Here is a 17,309-nt window from a genome sequence, read left to right on the forward strand (position 1 = left end):
CTAGAGCCGGGCCAGGCGGGTTGCCAAGTGAAGGGCGGCCAGCCGGCCGGTTCCCCGCGGGTCGCCGCCGCACAGCTCGAAAATCCGTTGGAGCCGGTGGTGCATCGATTGCCTTTCCAGGTGCAGTTCACGTGCGGCCTGGGCCGTGTTGCATCCCGTATCCAGCCATACCGCCAGGGTCCGAACCAGCTCCGAACGCCGCTGCTCGTCGTGCTCGACGACGGCGCCGAGCTGCCGCCGCACGAATCCCTCGCGGGTTGCCGCGTCGAGGCTTCCTTCCGCCAAACGCTCGACCGCGAAGTCCTCGGCGTCGACAACGCCGTTCGCGGCTCCGGATCCCGGGCCGGTTCCCGCGACCGGGATGAGCTCAAGCGTCCGGCGCGCCTCTGCCAGCGACCAGGATGCCTCGCCGATTCCCTGCGCCAGCGGACCCACCGCGATGATCGAGCCGTCGGGGACCTCCAAGGCCTCAAGCGCGTGGAGCAGCGCGATGCGCGCGGCCACGGCCGTGGCGTGGGGGAGTGCGGCCAGGGCGATCAATTCGGCATTGTCCGCATAGCTCGCGCTTTGCGGAACCGCGTGCTGCAGGATGGCGTCGAGCTGGGTCCGAAGCTGACCCGCCGCTGAGGAACGCACCACGACGGCGGCTGCCGAGCCGCTGGCCGGAAACCCCGAGGCCGGCCCCAGCTGCTGCAGTCGCCATGACTGGGTTCCCGAACTGATGGCCCGCATGAGCTCGATGCCGGCAAGTTCCCTGAGTCCGGGCGGCATCCGTTGCAGCAGGGCCAAGCCGAGGATGTCGACGCAGCGTTCGCCCGCTACCCGCGCGAGGTTGGCGTCGCCGTCGTCGGGCACTTCCAACTCCAGGCGGGCGGCCAGCACGCCGCGGACGGGCACATCGACAGTGGTGACGATCCCGGATTCGGGCTGCGCGGCCGCCGTCGCGCTTCCCAAAGTGATGCCCGACGGCGAGACGAGCCTCGCGCCGGCACCTGTCCGGCCGGCCAGCACGGCGAGGAGCTGATCCAGTCCGCCTCCGTGTGCCAGTTCCGCCGCCATGGCATGGCTCGTTTCATCGCCGAACTGCAATTGCGCGACCGATTCGCTGACCAGCAGCGAGTTGATGGCTTGCATGATCCCGACGAACGGGGCCACCTTGCACAACTCGATGATGGGCAGCCCGGTCGCCTGGCCGGCGTCGAGCATTGAGTCCGGAATAGCGGGCAGCTCGGGACCCGTCTCGATGGCCAGAGCGGCGATGCCGCGGGCGGCGAGTTGGCGGACATAGTCCACGCGACGCTCGTCCGAGGCAGTGGCGAGGGCCTGCCCGCCGCTCAGGAGCAGCTCCCCGCCCCGCAGCAGGGGAGCGATGTCCAGCACTTCGCTCGAATGGACCCAGCGGAGCTGCCGGGACAGGGCATCGGGCACATCCGTCCTCAGGACCGGTTCAGCCGCCTTCAGGCTCTCGTGTTCGAAGGCGTCGGCAAGAAGCAGGGACATGACACTCCGTAACTAATTTTCGGAATCTATCGTACACATCGTATCTTGTTGCTGTGATCTGGGGCACATACATTGAAGGAGTCCCTTTCCTACACGGAGGATCCCCCAATGCACGAGAACTTATCCACTGCGACGCCTGGGGCTGCAACGGCGCAGACCGACGTCGAGCAGAACCTGCAGTCCATCCCCGAATCAGCGCGTACCCGCAGCGTAGCGGGCCAATTCTGGATCTGGGCAGGCGCAAACCTTGCCCCGATCAACTGGGTCCTCGGGGCCCTCGGCGTCCAGCTTGGACTGGGCTTTGCCGACACCGTCACCGTCCTGGTGGTGGGAAACCTGATCGGCATGGCGCTCTTCGGTCTCTTTGTCCTCTTGGGGCAGCGGACCGGTGCCACCGGCATGGTCCTTGCCCGGGCAGTCTTCGGCCGCCGCGGCAACTACCTCCCGAGCGCCATCCAAGCCCTCCTGGGAATCGGTTGGTGCGCCGTCAACACCTGGATCATCCTGGACCTGGTGATGGCACTCCTCGGCAAGCTCGGCATGGTCGATCCGGAGCAGCCCAACGTGGGACCCAAGATCCTGGTGGCCTTCCTGATCATGTCCGCCCAGGTCACTATCGCCTGGTTCGGCTACAAAGCCATTGCGGCTTTCGAGAAGTGGACCGTCCCGCCCACCATCGTGGTGCTGATCGCCATGTCCGCCGTGGCGTGGTTCGGCATGAACATCGATTGGGGCTACGCAGGCCCTCCCGGTGCTGTCCTTGAAGGCGGCGCACGCATCGCGGCCATGACTACCGTGATGACAGTGATCGGCATCGGCTGGGGGATCACCTGGTTCACCTACGCGGCGGACTATTCACGCTTCGTCAGCAAGTCCGTCCCCAGGCACAAGGTCTACCTGGCCTCCGTCTTCGGCCAATTCCTGCCCGTGGTGTGGCTCGGCATCCTGGGCGCCAGCCTGGCAACGAAGAGCGGCACGGCCGATCCCGGCCACCTCATCGTCGACAACTTCGGCGTCCTGGCGATCCCGGTGCTCTTCTTGGTACTGCACGGTCCCATCGCGACGAACATCCTGAACATCTACACCTTTTCGGTGGCTGCCCAGGCACTGGACATCAAGGCCAAGCGCCGTTCCTTGAACGTCTTCGTCGGGCTCCTGGCCCTGGTCGGCGTCGTATTCTTCATCCTGCAGTCGGACTTTGCCTCGACCCTGAGCACCTGGCTCGGCGGGCTCGTGGCGTGGGTGGCCGCATGGGGAGGGATCATGCTGGTGCACTACTTCTGGGTGGACAAGCGCAGCCCCGTGGGTGTCGACCGGCTCTTCGACCCCGTGGGTACCCGGCGGCTCCCGGCATTCAACTGGGCCGGGATCACCGCGCTTCTGGTGGGCATCTTTGCCACGTGGCTGTTCATGTACGGCGTCTTGCCGATCATGCAGGGCCCGATCGCCACCGCCATGGGCGGGATCGACTTGTCCTGGCTGGCAGGCGGACTTGTCGCCGCGGCTGTCTACGGCGCTCTCGGCCCACGGGTTCATGCCCGGTACCTTCCGCTGCCATCCGAAGCCGCAGTTTCTCCCGCTGCCGCAGTGCCTTCCGCCGATGGGTCGGCGCAGCCCCTTGCGGAAGACGCCGTCGCCAATCTGGTCAACGACTGAAAGGACGCCCGATGACCACCAATGCTTTTCCTGACGGGGCACACCCGATCGCTTGGCCGGATAACTTCAAGGCCGCGGCATCGTTCACGTTCGATGTCGACGCCGAATCCTGCACCATAGCGCACGACCCCACGAGCACCCGGCGCATGTCCCTCATGAGCCACCAGTCCTACGGTCCGAGGGTCGCCGTTCCGCGACTCTTGAAGATCCTCGAGCGCCAAGAGATCCAGGGAACCTTTTTCATCCCGGGGTTCACTGCGGAAAGCTACCCGGACGTGGTGCGGCGGATCGTCGACGGCGGCCATGAAGTGGCCCACCACGGCTACCTTCACGAACCGATGCAGGGAATCGACGCCGCCACCGAGGCCAACTACCTGGACCGCGGGCTCGAAGCCCTCGCGAAGGTAGCCGGGGTCAGGCCGGTCGGCTACAGGGCGCCGTGGTGGGAACTGAACTGGCATTCGCCGGCGCTCCTCGCGGACCGTGGGTTCCTCTACGATTCAAGCCTGCTCGACGGCGATGCGCCCTACCGCATGGCGGTTGCCACGGACTCGGGTGACTCGCGGGACACTGATTCACGGGACATCGTGGAGATCCCGGTGGACTGGGCTTTGGACGATTGGGAACAGTACGCGTTCTACCCGGGAGTGACCGGAAGCGGAGTCATCGAGAGCCCGGCCAAGGTACTCGAAATGTGGACCCTGGAAGCCGAAGCCCACCACGCCCAAGGCAGTTGCTTCGTCCTGACCAACCACCCGTTCATCTCCGGTCGACCATCCAAAGCCGTTGCTTTGGAGCAGCTGATCGAACGGGTCAAGGCCATGGACGGGATGTGGGTGACCACTTTGGAACGGATCGCTGAACACACCAAGACCACCGTCAACGAGATCCACCGCCACGCCCGCATTGAGGTGCCCTCATACCCGGGCGCAGGAGCCAGCTTCAAGCCCGCGCGGCTGCTGGAAGCCATCCCGAGATAGCTCAGCTGTTGAGCATGCTCTGCCTTGGCCTCGAACAGTGGACATAACCTCTGGAGGCTGTTGAGCATGCTCCGCCTTTGCTTCGAACAGTGGACATAGCAGTTCCATGTCCACTGCTCGAGCTGAACAGGGGGCATGTCCCGCGAGGGGGCGGCTCTGAAGGGTGAGCATGTCGCCCGCGGCTCAGGTCCGGAGCAGGCTCAGCCTTGGGTGGGAGCATTGGACACCTGGAGCATGCGCAGCCGTGGCCACAAGCAGTGGGCATAATGCCGAGAGTCCGTTGGGCATGCGCAGCCTTGGCTTCGAGCAGTGGGCATAATGCCGAGAGTCCGTTGAGCATGCTCAGCGCTGGCCTCGAGCAGTGGACATAGTAGTGCTATGTCCACTGCTGAGGCTGAACAGGGGGCATGTCCCGCAAGGGTGGGCCGGGGTCACAAGTCCGTCCGGCACGGGGCGGTGTGGAGTTTGTAGAGTCCGTTCAGGTCTCCGGCCGCTAGGCCATCCGGGGCGCCGATCTCCGGGTACATGAGCTGGATTGGATCATCGACGTGGTCAAGCCCCACCACATGGCCCAGTTCGTGTTGGATCACCGCGGAGACGTAATGGGCGCCGCCGGGGACATCAAGTAGTTCCGTGATTTGCGGGGCGTCCAGGTCGAGGCTTCCCGTGACGTAGCTCTTGGGTCCCGTGCCGAAGCTGTACATGGTGCTGCCGCCGGTGCCGATGACGGATCCAGTCAACGCCGGAGCCGCCTCGGGAGTGGTCCAGGAAATCAGCAGGGGAGCCCAACGATCTCCGTAGAGCGCGGGCTGGTATGGCTTGCGCTTCTCGGAGGGGATTTCCTTGCTGGTGCCGTCGTCAACGAAAGTCAGGCCCGTGGCGGCAGCGATCTTGGCGATCGCGTCGGCGATGAGCCCCTCGGATCCCGCCGGGGCAAGGGCTGCGTTGACCACATAGTGCAATGGCCGGCACGGGGAGTAACCCACGGGCGTGCCGTCGGCGTTGGTGGCCAGAAACTTGTAGGAACTGCTGGCCACGGCAGGTTTTGCAGGGGAGCCGAGCGGGTGCCCGGCTTCTTCCAGGCCAGGGGGCGGGGTATCCGGCGCCCGGGCGGCTTTTTGTGGCCCCTGCCCGGAGGCCGCCGGCCCGGGGCTGCTTGCCGTGGCCTGGACAGAAGGAGCCAGCTTGGGAAGGAGCCCTGTGAAGCCGGGATCGCCGCGAAGGAAGCCACTGACAAGCACGGCCACGGCAGCAACCGCCGCCACCACCATCAAGTTTCGGAACAGCGCCAGCGCGGTACTGGCGCGCTTGGGCCGCGGGCCGCCGTCGTACCCGTAGTTTGAATGCAAGTCTCCCCCAAATCCTTGATCCCGCCGCCCCGGCGGGCCGGCGCTGCTAACCGATGACAGCGCCGAAGACGAGGCCCAGCCCATACGTGGCCGCAGCCGCACCGAGTCCGATGGCGAGCTGCCGGAGACCACGGGTCAGCGGCGAGGTTCCGGACAGCAAGCCGACGACGGCGCCCGTCGACAGAAGCGCGATGCCCACCAGCGTACCGGCCACGGCAAGTGCCGAGAAGCCCGTCATGCCGAAGATGAACGGCAGGATGGGCACGATGGCGCCCGAAGCGAAGAAGCAGAAGCTCGAGATCGCGGCGCCCCATGCGGAGCCAACGGCCTCGTGCTCATTGACGGTTTCTTCCACTTCGGGGTGGAGCGAAAGGCTTGGATCGCAGTCGCAGCTGTAGAGGCCCATGCGCTCGGCGGCCCGGTGTTCGGCGGATTCGCGGGACATGCCCCTGGCTAGGTACACCAGCACCAGCTCATTGTGCTCGATGTCCAGGGCCGGGGCTGCGGTCAGCGTGGCCTGGGTGGGGCGGGTGGCCTTGAGGAGCTCGAGCTGGGAGCGGACAGAGACATACTCGCCCGCTCCCATGGACAGTGCGCCCGCCAGCAGTCCGGCGATGCCGCTGAACAGGACCACGGTTGCGGGAACTCCGGTGGCCGCCATGCCCATCACGAGGGAAAGGTTGCTGACCAGGCCATCGTTGGCGCCGAAGACGGCAGCGCGGAAGGTACCGGACAACCTGTTGCGGCCGCGGGTCGCCAGGCCGCGGACTACTTCTTCGTGGATCTGTTCGTCAGCCGCCATGGCGCGGGTTGCTGCCGGATCCTTCGCGTACGGCGAGCGTCCTTCAGCCCGTTGGGCGAGGGCCAGCACGAACACCGATCCGAAATTCCGGGCCAGGAAGCCGAGCATTTGGCTCCGAACGGAGGCCGCCTTCGGCATGCCGGCGTGTTGGCCGAGGAGCTTGAGCCAGTGTGCCTCATGGCGGCCCTCGGCCTCTGCGAGGGCCAAAAGGATATCGCGCTCCTCGCCGTCGCGTCGCTGAGCCAGTTGGCGGTACACGGCGGCTTCGGCACGTTCGTCGGCCAAGTACTGCCGCCAGCGCTTGATGTCCGACGACGACGGGGGAGTCTTGGGGGCTGCTGCGTCTTGGGAGGGACTGCTTGAGTCCTGCGGATTGTCTGGATGCGAGTTGTCTGAATGCGAGGGTTTTGTGCGGGGGTGCACCGGGACTCCTGGGTTGCTGGGGCGGGCTTCATCGCCTCATTGCAGCTCCACTTTATCGCCAATTTCCGCGGTTTTTCGGCTGGCAATCCTCACTGGACTTTTTAGGCGCGCCTCAAAAACCGGGAGGCTCGCCGGAGGCCTTGACCGCCGCAGGGGGCAGTGCTGGGATGGATGGACAGGGTCCACGAATTGGCGGGGTGGCGTTGGATCGGCTGCCTCACGTGCCTGTGCGATGGGCTCAGCGGCACGTCGAACGGAGGTTGCACCATGGACAGCACCGAGACCCACGCCCGCCACCCGGACCGTCCCACGGTCGAGGCCGATCCCGCCTATGACTACAGCGAAGACCTGGAGGTGGACGAGGACTGGGAGGAAGAATCCGAGGTCCTGGACGACGACGAACGGGTGGTCCCGCTCGACGCCGAGGAACACCGAGAGGCCGAAGAGATCGAATAGCGCCGACTCGCTGAACTTGGCCGCTAAAAAGCGCTTGCTAGAACGCGCTCAGGATGAAGTGCTTCTGCACGCCCGCACGGTGCCCGGTTGCCGCAACCGTGAGCGTAAGTTTCCGTGTGGCCGGGAACCAGCGGGCGGGCTGAACCGCTTTTGAGAGTGCTTCGGTGATGAGCCGCGGCTCATGATGCCAATAGCGTTCCAGGTTTCCGTCCACCACGAACGTGATGGAGCCTTGGGAGAGGTCGACGCCGGGAATCACCCGGACGAACTCGTCCACCCGACGGGGGCGGGGCAAGAAGAGGGCGCTGGACTGGATAGTGCGGTCGGCTGTGGCGGTGGCGCCGTTTTCGAAAGGCATGGCCTTCTCCTATGGAGTTGCTCTTGCCCGTTCGGTTGTCTCTGGTCCGAACCGGGCCGCTTCTTCATCCGAACCACCCGTGAACATGGGGTTGGCGTGTGGCAAGTCGGAGCTTGGCGCCACATCTCTTGAAGCTGTTCCTACTGTACATGCGACGGCGGCGCCGCACCTCTCGAAGGAGAAAGCGCGGCGCCGCCGTCGTACCTGGTTTTGTGAAACCTAGTGGGTGGCCACCGGGTGGGCCTCCAGCGGGAGTTCCTCCGCGGCCGTTCCGGCAACGCGGCGTTCCCAGGCTTCGCGGACGGCCGGCTCGGTGGGCGGCGTGAGGAGGGAGACCACGAAATAGACGGCGAACGAGGCGCCGAGGCCCCAGTAGATCGGATCGTTTGCGTAGACGCCGTCTTCGCTGGGGATGATTCCCGTGGCGTAGGCGATCAGCAAGGCAAGGGTCAGTACAGACCCGACTGCCATGGACCAGGCTGCGGCAATACCCGTGCCGCGCTTCCAGACCAAGCCGCCCAGGATGGCAACCAGCAGGCCACCTACCAGGATGTCGTAGGCGATGGTCAGGGCCACCACGACGTCTTGCGCCGCCATGGAGATCAACACTGCAACGATGCCCAGGCCAAGGACCCAGTAGCGGTTGGCCTTGACGTCATGCTCGGGATTTTCGGTGTCGTTGGTGTTGATCGTCTTGCCGAACCAGCTGGCCACGAACGGGACCACGTCGGCGCGGGCAACGGTGGCCGCGGCGATGAGGGCTCCGGACGCTGTGGACATCATGGCGGCGACTGCTGCGGCCATGACAAGGCCGCCGATGCCGATCGGCAGGATGTGCGTGGCTACCTCGGCGTAGACGACGTCCTTGCCAAGGGCCTTGACATCGATGTTCGGCAGGGCCACCCGGGCAGCCAGGCCGATCAGGGCGCCGGCCACGCCGTACAGGACGCAGTAGATGCCGGCGGTGGCGCCGCCCCATCGGGCCACCTTGGGGGTCTTGGCGGTGAAGACGCGCTGCCAGATGTCCTGGCCGATCAGCAGGCCAAGGGTGTAGACCACGAAGTACGTGATGATGGTCTGAGCCCCGATGCCGTCCAACTGGAAGAAGCTGGCGTCAACACGGGCACGGATGCCTTCGAAACCGCCTGCCGCGTTGAGGACGAACGGGAGCATGAGGAAGAAGATGCCCACGGTCTTGATGATGAACTGCACCTGGTCGGCGAGGGTGATGGACCACATGCCGCCGATGGTGGAGTAGACCAGGACGATGGCGCCGCCGACGGCGATGGCGAGCCAGCGCTCCCAGCCGAAGAGGACAACGAAGATGGTGGCGTAGGCGCCCGTGGACGTGGCGCACAGCATGAGGGTGTAGGCCAGCATGACGATGCCGGAGGTCTGCGTGGCACGCTGGCCGTAACGCAGGCTCAGCATCTGGGAAACCGTGTAGATCTTCAACCGCTGGATGGTGCCGGCGAACAGCAGGCTCAGGAGGAGGACACCCGAACCGATCGCGACCACCAGCCACATGCCGGAAACGCCGAACTTGTAGCCGAGGCCGACGCCGCCAACCGTCGATGCGCCACCGAGGACGACGGCGGCCATGGTACCGGTGTAGAGCATCGGACCGAGGCGGCGCCCTGCCACCAGGAAGTCGCTGTTGTTCTTGGTGCGCGACTTGCCCCACCAGCCGAAGGCCAGCATGGCGAGCAAATACACCACCACGATCGCAATATTGATGAACGAAGAGTCCACGGTTGGCTCCTGAAAGTGATGCGCAGAGCTCTGGGGGATTCCGACGCCGGTCCGCGGGGTTTCGTGCGGGGTTGCGGAAGGTCTCTGCGCTGGTGATTGGGGAGAGTAGTCTGTGATGTATGCCTCACAAACAACACTTGTTGCCTATGAGGATACGTAGTGATGCGAGTAACAGTCAAGATGCCGTCTCGCCCAGCGGACGCATCGGCACTCCTCCAGCTAGCCAAAGGCCCTGCCACGCCGGCGATCCGGCTACTATTGCTGCAATGACAGGGCCGCATAAACGGCCTGAAAGGTTCGTGAATGAAGGCTCTCCCCGTTGAACCGAGCAACGTCCCTGTTGCCATCGGTTCCAGAATCCGTGCCGCCCGCCAATCGCAGCGGCTCACCATCGAGCAGGTTGCCGACGCCACCGGCCTGACCAAAGGGTTCCTGAGCCGTGTGGAGCGTGACCTGACATCGCCGTCGGTCGCTTCCCTCGTGACGCTTTGCCAGGTTCTTTCGGTGTCCATCGGAGACCTTTTCGCCGCACCGGAGACGCATCTGACCCGGCGCGACGACGGACCACGGATTTCGCTCGGCGGCCAGGGCATCGTGGAGCGTCTCCTGACGGCGCGCTCCGAACGGCGATTGCAGATCCTGCAGGCCTCGATCGAGCCCCGGGGCCGGGGAGAGGCCGAGCTTTACGCCGTCGATTGCGATGTCGACGTCCTGCACGTCGTCAAGGGCCGCATCACCTTGATCCTCACCAACGAGGAGTACGAGCTCGAAGAGGGAGACACGCTGTCCTTCCCGGGCCGCGAACCCCACACCTGGGTCAACCCCACGGACGAGCCCGTTGAGGTGCTCTGGATCCTGGTGCCGGCAGCCAGCCGCTGACGCCGGCGGCTTGCGACACGAGGCTTTGCGATACGCGGCGTTGCGACACGCGGTGTGTAACACGCCTGAAACGTGACTGACTTCAGGATTTAACGCTAGGGCCTTGGGTGTTACGTGCCTGAAATGATCCGTGCCGAATGCTGAAACAGGGCGACTGTACCTTCGAGTCAAGGCAACTCGTCAAGGTCGGTATCCCGTGGGGTACCAGGACCTGTTCGTTTTAAAAATGGTCTCGCCGTGCGGGCGCCATGGAGCGCCGTATATGCAGGAAGGCTCCCGAAATGAACCCAGTATTCTTCAGCGTAGGGCTGGATGTGAACCCCCAGACCCTCGATCCCGGCGCAACAGCCTGGATGCTTGCAGCTTCCGCCCTCGTCCTTCTCATGACGCCAGGTTTGGCGTTCTTCTACGGCGGGCTCGTCAGGATGAAATCCGTCCTCAACATCATGATGATGAGCTTCGGCGCCATCGGCGTGGTCGCGGTGGTCTGGGCCCTGTGGGGCTACGGACTCGCGTTCGGCCCGGATACGATGGGCGGCTTCATCGGAGACCCCTTCGCGAACTTCGGACTCAGTGGCCTGGCCGGCGTTATCGGCGGAAAAGCCCCCGGGCTGCCGGACATGGTCTTCATAGGATTCCAAGCGACGTTCGCCATCATCACGGTCGCGCTGATCAGTGGCGCGGTGGCCGAACGTGTCAGGTTTGGACCATGGCTGCTGTTTGCCGGCCTGTGGGTCACCATCGTCTACGCGCCGATTGCCCACTGGGTGTGGGGTGGCGGCCTCTTCGGATCCACCGGGATCATCGGCAGCAAGATCTCGGCGCTCGACTTTGCCGGTGGCACGGTGGTCCACATGAATGCCGGCATGGCCGGGCTGATGCTTGCGGTGGTGCTCGGCAAACGGCTCGGATTCATGAAAGACCCCAACATCCGGCCGCACAACCTCCCCTTCGTGATGCTCGGGGCGGGCCTGCTGTGGTTCGGCTGGTTCGGATTCAACGCCGGTTCGGAACTGGCCGCCGATGGGATCGCCGCTCTCGCTTGGACGAACACCCTCCTGGCCACGAGCGCCGCGCTCCTCGGCTGGCTGCTCGTCGAAAGGCTCCGCGACGGCCACGCGACGTCCCTCGGTGCCGCATCCGGCGCCGTCGCGGGCTTGGTAGCAGTCACCCCGGCGTGTGGATTCGTGGATCCCATAGGCGCGATCGTCATCGGCATCATCGCCGGTGCCGTCTGCGCGCTGGCTATCGGGCTGAAGTTCAAGATCGGCCTGGACGACTCCTTGGACGTCGTCGCCGTCCACTTTGTCGGCGGCCTGTGGGGGACGCTGTCCCTCGGATTCTTCGCTGTACCTTCCGCGAAGACTGAAGGCGGGCTATTCTACGGCGGCGGATTGAGCCAATTCTGGCCCCAGATATTGACTGCACTCGTCGTCACCGCGTGGACGGCCATCATGACGACGCTCATCGGGCTGGCCATCCACAAGACAGTGGGCATGCGCGTCAAGGAACACGAAGAGCTGGCGGGCATCGACATCACGGAGCACGCGGAAACCGCCTACGAGCTGGCCATGGTCGGCGGATCCTTCAATCCCGGAGAGCCACAGAACGGCAAAACCCCGTTGGGTTCCAGCGGTGAACCAGAAGCCAATTCCAACGGGAAAACAGATCGGATGCGCAGCAAGGCGTCGACGTGAAACTGGTTACGGCCATCGTGAGGCCGGAGCGGATCGACGAGGTCCGGGAAGCCTTGGAACGCTTTGGAGTCAACGGGATGACCGTCAGCCAGGCGAACGGATATGGGCAACAACGGGGCTACACCGAGGTGTACCGGGGCGCGGAATACAATTCCGATCTCCTGCCCAAGATCCGGGTGGAGGTCCTGGCCACGGACGAGCTGGTGGACGGAATAGTGGAGGCCATCATCTCCGGCGCCAGTACAGGCCAGTTCGGGGACGGCAAGATCTGGACCGTCGAGGTTTCCCAGGCGGTGCGCGTCCGGACAGGGGAGCGCGGCGCCTCCGCGATCAGCTAGAAGGACCGTATTGGTGCCGTTCCACGCGTCGGTGCCGCTCCCAGAGGAGCGGCACCGACGCTGCCATGTTCAGCCCACGTGGACCCACGGCCTGCGCGTGATGTCCGGTTCGGCTTCGCGGAGCACTTCGCGGGTCACCGGTGCGATCTCGCCCTCGCCGAAGAAGAGGAACTTGCTCAGGTTGGCGATGGGGTTGCCTTCGGTCCAGCGGAAATAGATGTGCGGCATCAGTCCCGTCACGTCGCGGATGTGGAGGAGCACTGCGGCCAGCGTGTTGGGCACGTTGTTGCTGTGGATCTCGAGGATCTTGAAACCGTGACGGCGTATGCCCTGGACGAGGAGTTCCTGCTCGAAGTCGGAGCTGTCATCGACGATGATCTCGATGAAAATCGCGTCGCTGTCCACCGGCAAGTGGTTGGCCTGCTGGGCGTGCTGCAGCTTCAGCTGGTACCGGTCTGCGCTCAGCCGCTTGGGCTCGTGCGCGATGATCCGGATGGGGCCTTCCTCGTTGGAGGCCGTGAACTCGAGGGCCATCTGGTCCATCTTGATGTGGGTAGCCCTCAGTTCGAAGGACCGGCGTACCCGCGACGCGAAGCTGACCAGGACAATGCCCAGGATGAACAGTGCCGCGATCCTGATGCCGTCCGGGCGTTCCACGACATTGGCCACTGTGGTGTAGGCGAAGACCACAGCCACCACCCCGAAAGCGATGGTCTTGCCCCTCTCTTTTTTCCGGCGTGCGGACAGGGTGACCGCTATCGAGGCCGAAGTCATGAGCACCAGGACGCCGGTGGCGTACGCGCCGCCTTGGGCCTCCACGTTCGCCTCGAAGACCAAGGTGATGATGAATCCAACGGCCGTGAAGACCAGGACCAGTGGGCGGACCGCTTTGGTCCACGCCGGGGCCATGCCGAAGCGCGGCAGGTAGCGCGGCACGAGGTTCAGCAAGCCGGCCATGGCAGAAGCGCCGGCAAACCACAGGATGGCGATGGTGCTGATGTCATAGACCGTGCCGAAGCCGTCGCCCAGGAATTGGTGCGCAAGGAAGGCGAGGGCTCGTCCGTCTGCCTTCCCTCCCGGCTGGAATTCGGCGGCCGGAATCAGGAATGTGGTGATGAAGCTGGAAGCCACCAGGAAGGCACTCATGATGAGCGCCGCCGTCGTGAGCAGTTTGTGGGTGCCGCGGATGCGGCCCGCCGGATTTTCCTCCGTGTCGCTGGGGCTGCCCTTGATCTGTGGCATGACCGCGACGCCGGTTTCGAATCCTGAGAGGCCGAGCGCAAGCTTCGGGAAAACCAGGAGCGCGATGCCCACCATGATCAACGGGTTGCCGTGCTGTTGGTTCAGTGCGGCCCACCAGTCGGTCACCACATGTGCCTCGGTCACTACGTGCACCAAGCCGACCGCGACGACGACGGCGTTCAGCACCAGGTAGATGCCCACCAGAACGACGGCGACGTTGATGGCTTCCTTGAATCCCCGGAGGAACACCACGCCCAGCCCGGCGATGAGCGCCAGGGTGATGGTGATTTCCTGCCCGTGGAGCCATTCCGGGGCAAAGGGGTTTTCGATGGCGTGGGCGCTCGCGTCGGCGGCGGAGAGGGTCATGGTGATCATGAAGTCCGTCGCGGCGAATCCCAGCAAGGCGAGCACGAAGAGTTTGCCGCCCCAGCGGGGGAGGAGCCGCTCGAGCATCGCGATGGAGCCTTCGCCACGCGCGCTTTCGGAAGCGACCCGGCGGTAGACCGGCAGGGCGCCGAGCAAGGTGACGGCGACCAGGACGATCGTGGCCAGCGGCGAGACGATGCCGGCCGCGAGCGCGGCAATCGCGGGCTGGTAGCCGAGCGTGGAGAAGTAGTCGACGCCGGTGAGGCACATGACTTTCCACCAGGACTGGGGCGTGTGGTCCTCGTCCGGTTTGCCGTGTGGACCCTGGCGCTTTCCCGATGTTTCAGGCATTCCGTCAAGCAGCCAACGCTTGAATTGCCCCTGCTTGATGTCTCCCGCGGGTCTGCGCCGGTCAGAGGGTTCGGCAGGCGGCCTGGTCAGCGTTGTCACATGGTCCTTTCGCGCAGCCTGGAAGCTGCTCCAGATGGAGCGTACGGGCGGGGCAGGGAGGGGATGCCCGTCTTTATGGAATCTTTACGCCGCCTGTGAGGGGGGTCACTTCCAGGTGGACACATTCACATCATTTGGCATGTGAGCAGCATCACGTAGCATATAGAACGTCCTATGTTGGATGTGAAAACAATACGAAAGGGCTACGCATGAATAACCCGCTACTCAGTGACAGGGCCAGGGGGCGGCTGCCGTGGAGCAGGCTCGCCGTCTCCATGGCGGCTGCCGCAGCTCTCATGACGTCAACCGTTGTGCCCGCTTACGCTGCGTTGGATCCGTTCCCGAGTCCCAACGTCCCCTCCAACCCTCCGGGAAGCTACGCCGAGCAGGTCCTCGCTTCGAACGGCGACAACGCCATCGACCCCGTCCTGGGCAAGTACTACAGGATCGTCGCGCTCGCGGATTTGGGCGACGGCGTTCTCCTGGCTTCCTACGACGGCCGTCCCGATGGGGGCGATTCTCCTTCGCCCAACTCCATCGTCCAGCGGCGCAGCACCGACGGCGGAAAGACGTGGGGCAGTCCTACCTTCATCGCGCGGGGACAGTTAAGTTCAGCAGGCGTCCAGAAATACGGTTTCAGCGATCCCAGCTACGTCGTGGATAAGGTCACCGGGGCGGTATTCAACTTCCACGTCTACTCCAAGAACCAGGGATTCGCGGGCAGCGTGCTCGGCAATGACGATTCCGACCCCAATGTGATCAGCTCCCAAGTGTCCGTTTCCACCGACCGCGGACTCACATGGTCCACGGACCCCGGCAACCAGCCGACCCTGCCCGTTCCGTCCAGCTATCCGGCGGGTTCGGCCTACGCCGGGTTTGCGGGTCCGCTCATCACCGCCACCGTCAAGCCGAACGGGAGCACCATCAACGGCGTTCCCAACGTCGGCGGAGTGGTCAGCATGTTCGCCTCGTCGGGTGAGGGTATTCAGCTCAAGTACGGAGCGCATGCCGGAAGGCTCATCCAGCAGTTTGCCGGAACCATCGTCCAGCCCGATGGGAACCGCCAGATCCAGGCCTACAGCGTCTATTCCGATGACCATGGCAAGTCCTGGAACATGGGCACGCCCACCGGAACCGGCATGGACGAGAACAAGACGGTGGAACTCTCCGACGGCCGCGTCATGTTGAACTCGAGGGACAGCACCGGCGCCAATCCGCACTTCCGCAAAGTGGCGTATTCCTCCGACGGCGGAGTCACCTACAGCACGCCCGTTGCGGAGACGCAGCTCCCGGATCCGCGGAACAACGGTTCCATCACCCGGATGTATCCGGATGCCGCAGCGGGATCGGCGGACGCCAAGAAGCTGCTGTTCTCCAACTCGCCCACACCCACCGCCGGCGGCGCGCGCGTAGACGGCACGGTCCGCTACTCCGCCGACGACGGCAAGACGTGGGGCTCCTCGCGCGTCTTCAAGGCCGGAAGCATGTCCTACTCCACCCTGAGCGCCCTGTCGGACGGTACTTTCGGCGTCCTGTACGAAGGTGACAACAACACCATCACCTTCGGGAAATTCGACACCGCCTGGCTGAGCCCGGTTGCCGCCGTCGTTGTCCCGGGTGCGGTCACCGTCACGAACGGCGGCAGTGCGCAGCTCAGCGTGACCGTCACCAACAACGACAGCTCGCCGCTTCCCGCGTCGACCGTCAGCCTCGACGCGTTGCAGGATTGGACGTCGACGACGGCGGACCTCGCCTCCCTCGATCCGGGCGCCTCGGCGACTGTGCAGCTGACTGTCGCGGCGCCGTCGTACGCCAAAGCAGGCGCGGTACCCCTGACGGCCAGGTTGAACGTCGGCGGGGCCTCGATGACAGCGCCGGTATCAGTGACCGTTGCGGGTGGTTCTGCAGGCAACGTGGTGGGCGCCTACATTTTCGGTGCCCGCAACGACGCCGGAAGGGACCTGGCAAGCCACCCGTACACGGCGGGCAGCCCAGTGCCCTACAAGTTCCGGGTGTACAGCACGGGCAACGTCACTGAATCCGTTGTCCCCCAGTCCGGCAACTTCCAGCCGTTCCTGCCGCCGGGTTCGGGCAACTGCCGGTTCAGTGCCCTCGGTGTGTGGGGCAATTACCTCTGCGGAACCCCGCAGCACACCGTGACGGCGGACGAAGCGGCGCAGGGATTCTTTGTCCCGATCACTGTCTGGCAGGTAACGGGAGCCGGCGCCGCCACCCAGAATTACACCGTCACGGGTGACGAGGTGGACCTGCTGGTCCGCAATCCCCAGTTGAGCGGATCGGTGGTGTCCACGTTCAACGATGTGGACGGGGACGGGTTTGCCGGTCCGGGCGACACAGTGACCTTCGCCTACACCGTCACGAACACGGGCAATGTGGCCTTGACGGACCTTTCGGCTGCGGCCCTTGGATTGTCCAAGCCGACCCTGGCCGTGGGTGAGTCGGTCAACCTCACCTCCACCTACACACTGACCGAGGCCGACATTGCTGCCAAGCAGCTCCCGGCCACGACCATCCCTGTCAATGCGAACAACGGCGCCAAGCTTGCATCGCTTCAGCTGGACAGGCAAGCCGTCGCCCTGAAGGTCAAGCCTGCCATGCCCGGTTCGGAACCTGCCTTGGCTTCCCAGGAGTTGATCGGTGCCCATCCGCCGCTGGACTTGGGGCTCGGTACGGACAAATACCGCGGCGGCCAGACCGTGACGGTCCACAACGTGGAGTACGGCCAGTGGTACTACGTCTACCTGAACAAGCGCAGCTACCGTCTGGGCTGGTTCTTCCCGTCGCAGCAAAACACGCTGTCCTTCGTCCTGCCCAACGACGTGAAAAACGGCATGGACAGCCTCGTCGTGCTCGATTCGGAAGGCCATCAAGTGTCATTCGGAGACTTCCAAGTGACGCCTTTCGGGAGCAAGTAGCCCGGGCGGGGACATGAGGTGACAAGCTGGGCCGGGCTCCGGGGGAGTCCGGCCCGGTCTTGTTGTGGTCGAACGAAGGGTCCGTTCTACTCGTAAACAAGTGATGCATATAAGGCAACTTTGAG

The 17,309-nt window shown here is 64.6% G+C and carries 13 protein-coding genes and 1 riboswitch; of the genes, 7 read left to right on the plus strand and 6 right to left on the minus strand.

Translation table 11 applies throughout. The features are described 5' to 3' along the window. Nucleotides 1-1,500, minus strand: coding sequence for a PucR family transcriptional regulator (locus QRN45_RS17405; RefSeq protein WP_241708231.1), 1,500 nt, complete (start codon nucleotides 1,498-1,500; stop codon nucleotides 1-3). Nucleotides 1,501-1,608: 108 nt separating this feature from the next. On the opposite strand from QRN45_RS17405, the gene QRN45_RS17410 reads away from it, so the two are divergent. Further along, nucleotides 1,609-3,156 carry a purine-cytosine permease family protein gene (locus QRN45_RS17410; protein WP_241708232.1) on the plus strand — a complete coding sequence of 516 codons (1,548 nt, stop codon included), beginning with the start codon at nucleotides 1,609-1,611 and terminating at the stop codon, nucleotides 3,154-3,156. An 11-nt stretch (nucleotides 3,157-3,167) separates the two neighbouring features. Continuing rightward, nucleotides 3,168-4,136 carry a polysaccharide deacetylase family protein gene (locus tag QRN45_RS17415; RefSeq protein ID WP_241708233.1) on the plus strand — a complete coding sequence of 323 codons (969 nt, stop codon included), beginning with the start codon at nucleotides 3,168-3,170 and terminating at the stop codon, nucleotides 4,134-4,136. A gap of 431 nt (nucleotides 4,137-4,567) precedes the next feature. Here the strand turns inward: QRN45_RS17415 and QRN45_RS17420 are convergent, their stop codons facing one another. After that, complete coding sequence (locus tag QRN45_RS17420; RefSeq protein ID WP_413542321.1) at nucleotides 4,568-5,428, minus strand: matrixin family metalloprotease; 861 nt, start codon at nucleotides 5,426-5,428, stop codon at nucleotides 4,568-4,570. Nucleotides 5,429-5,531: 103 nt separating this feature from the next. Further along, the gene (locus tag QRN45_RS17425) at nucleotides 5,532-6,710 is read right to left on the minus strand and encodes a VIT1/CCC1 transporter family protein (RefSeq protein ID WP_241708234.1); all 1,179 of its coding nucleotides are present in this window, start codon (nucleotides 6,708-6,710) and stop codon (nucleotides 5,532-5,534) included. A gap of 267 nt (nucleotides 6,711-6,977) precedes the next feature. On the opposite strand from QRN45_RS17425, the gene QRN45_RS17430 reads away from it, so the two are divergent. Then, entirely contained in the window at nucleotides 6,978-7,166 is a 189-nt protein-coding gene (locus QRN45_RS17430) for a hypothetical protein (protein WP_078106185.1), read from the plus strand. 37 nt (nucleotides 7,167-7,203) lie between these two features. On the opposite strand, the gene QRN45_RS17435 is transcribed toward QRN45_RS17430, so the two are convergent. Both QRN45_RS17435 and QRN45_RS17440 read right to left on the minus strand, forming a co-directional pair. Continuing rightward, complete coding sequence (locus QRN45_RS17435) at nucleotides 7,204-7,524, minus strand: hypothetical protein (protein WP_241708235.1); 321 nt, start codon at nucleotides 7,522-7,524, stop codon at nucleotides 7,204-7,206. A gap of 14 nt (nucleotides 7,525-7,538) precedes the next feature. Then, nucleotides 7,539-7,658: riboswitch (SAM riboswitch) on the minus strand. A gap of 85 nt (nucleotides 7,659-7,743) precedes the next feature. After that, entirely contained in the window at nucleotides 7,744-9,276 is a 1,533-nt protein-coding gene (locus QRN45_RS17440) for a sodium:solute symporter family protein (RefSeq protein ID WP_241708236.1), read from the minus strand. A gap of 303 nt (nucleotides 9,277-9,579) precedes the next feature. Between QRN45_RS17440 and QRN45_RS17445 the strand changes: the two genes are divergently transcribed. The 3 genes from QRN45_RS17445 to QRN45_RS17455 all read left to right on the plus strand — a co-directional run bounded on the left by QRN45_RS17445 (nucleotide 9,580) and on the right by QRN45_RS17455 (nucleotide 12,190). Further along, nucleotides 9,580-10,155 carry a helix-turn-helix domain-containing protein gene (locus QRN45_RS17445; RefSeq protein ID WP_241708237.1) on the plus strand — a complete coding sequence of 192 codons (576 nt, stop codon included), beginning with the start codon at nucleotides 9,580-9,582 and terminating at the stop codon, nucleotides 10,153-10,155. A 281-nt stretch (nucleotides 10,156-10,436) separates the two neighbouring features. After that, entirely contained in the window at nucleotides 10,437-11,852 is a 1,416-nt protein-coding gene (locus QRN45_RS17450) for an ammonium transporter (protein ID WP_241708238.1), read from the plus strand. Next, a complete protein-coding gene (locus tag QRN45_RS17455) occupies nucleotides 11,849-12,190 on the plus strand; it encodes a P-II family nitrogen regulator (RefSeq protein WP_078106169.1) in 342 nt (113 codons plus the stop codon). Before QRN45_RS17450 ends, QRN45_RS17455 begins: the two co-directional genes overlap by 4 nt. A gap of 69 nt (nucleotides 12,191-12,259) precedes the next feature. Here QRN45_RS17455 and QRN45_RS17460 read toward each other — a convergent pair whose 3' ends face one another. Continuing rightward, nucleotides 12,260-14,248: an APC family permease gene (locus tag QRN45_RS17460; protein ID WP_241710173.1), complete on the minus strand. Its 1,989-nt coding sequence runs from the start codon at nucleotides 14,246-14,248 to the stop codon at nucleotides 12,260-12,262. 209 nt (nucleotides 14,249-14,457) lie between these two features. Here QRN45_RS17460 and QRN45_RS17465 point away from each other — a divergent pair, with 209 nt between their 5' ends. Then, nucleotides 14,458-17,184 carry an exo-alpha-sialidase gene (locus tag QRN45_RS17465; RefSeq protein ID WP_284764149.1) on the plus strand — a complete coding sequence of 909 codons (2,727 nt, stop codon included), beginning with the start codon at nucleotides 14,458-14,460 and terminating at the stop codon, nucleotides 17,182-17,184. The last annotated feature ends 125 nt before the right edge of the window (nucleotides 17,185-17,309 follow it).

Source organism: Arthrobacter sp. efr-133-R2A-63 (genome assembly GCF_030209795.1).
In the GTDB taxonomy this organism is placed as follows: Bacteria; Actinomycetota; Actinomycetes; order Actinomycetales; family Micrococcaceae; genus Arthrobacter; species Arthrobacter bambusae_A.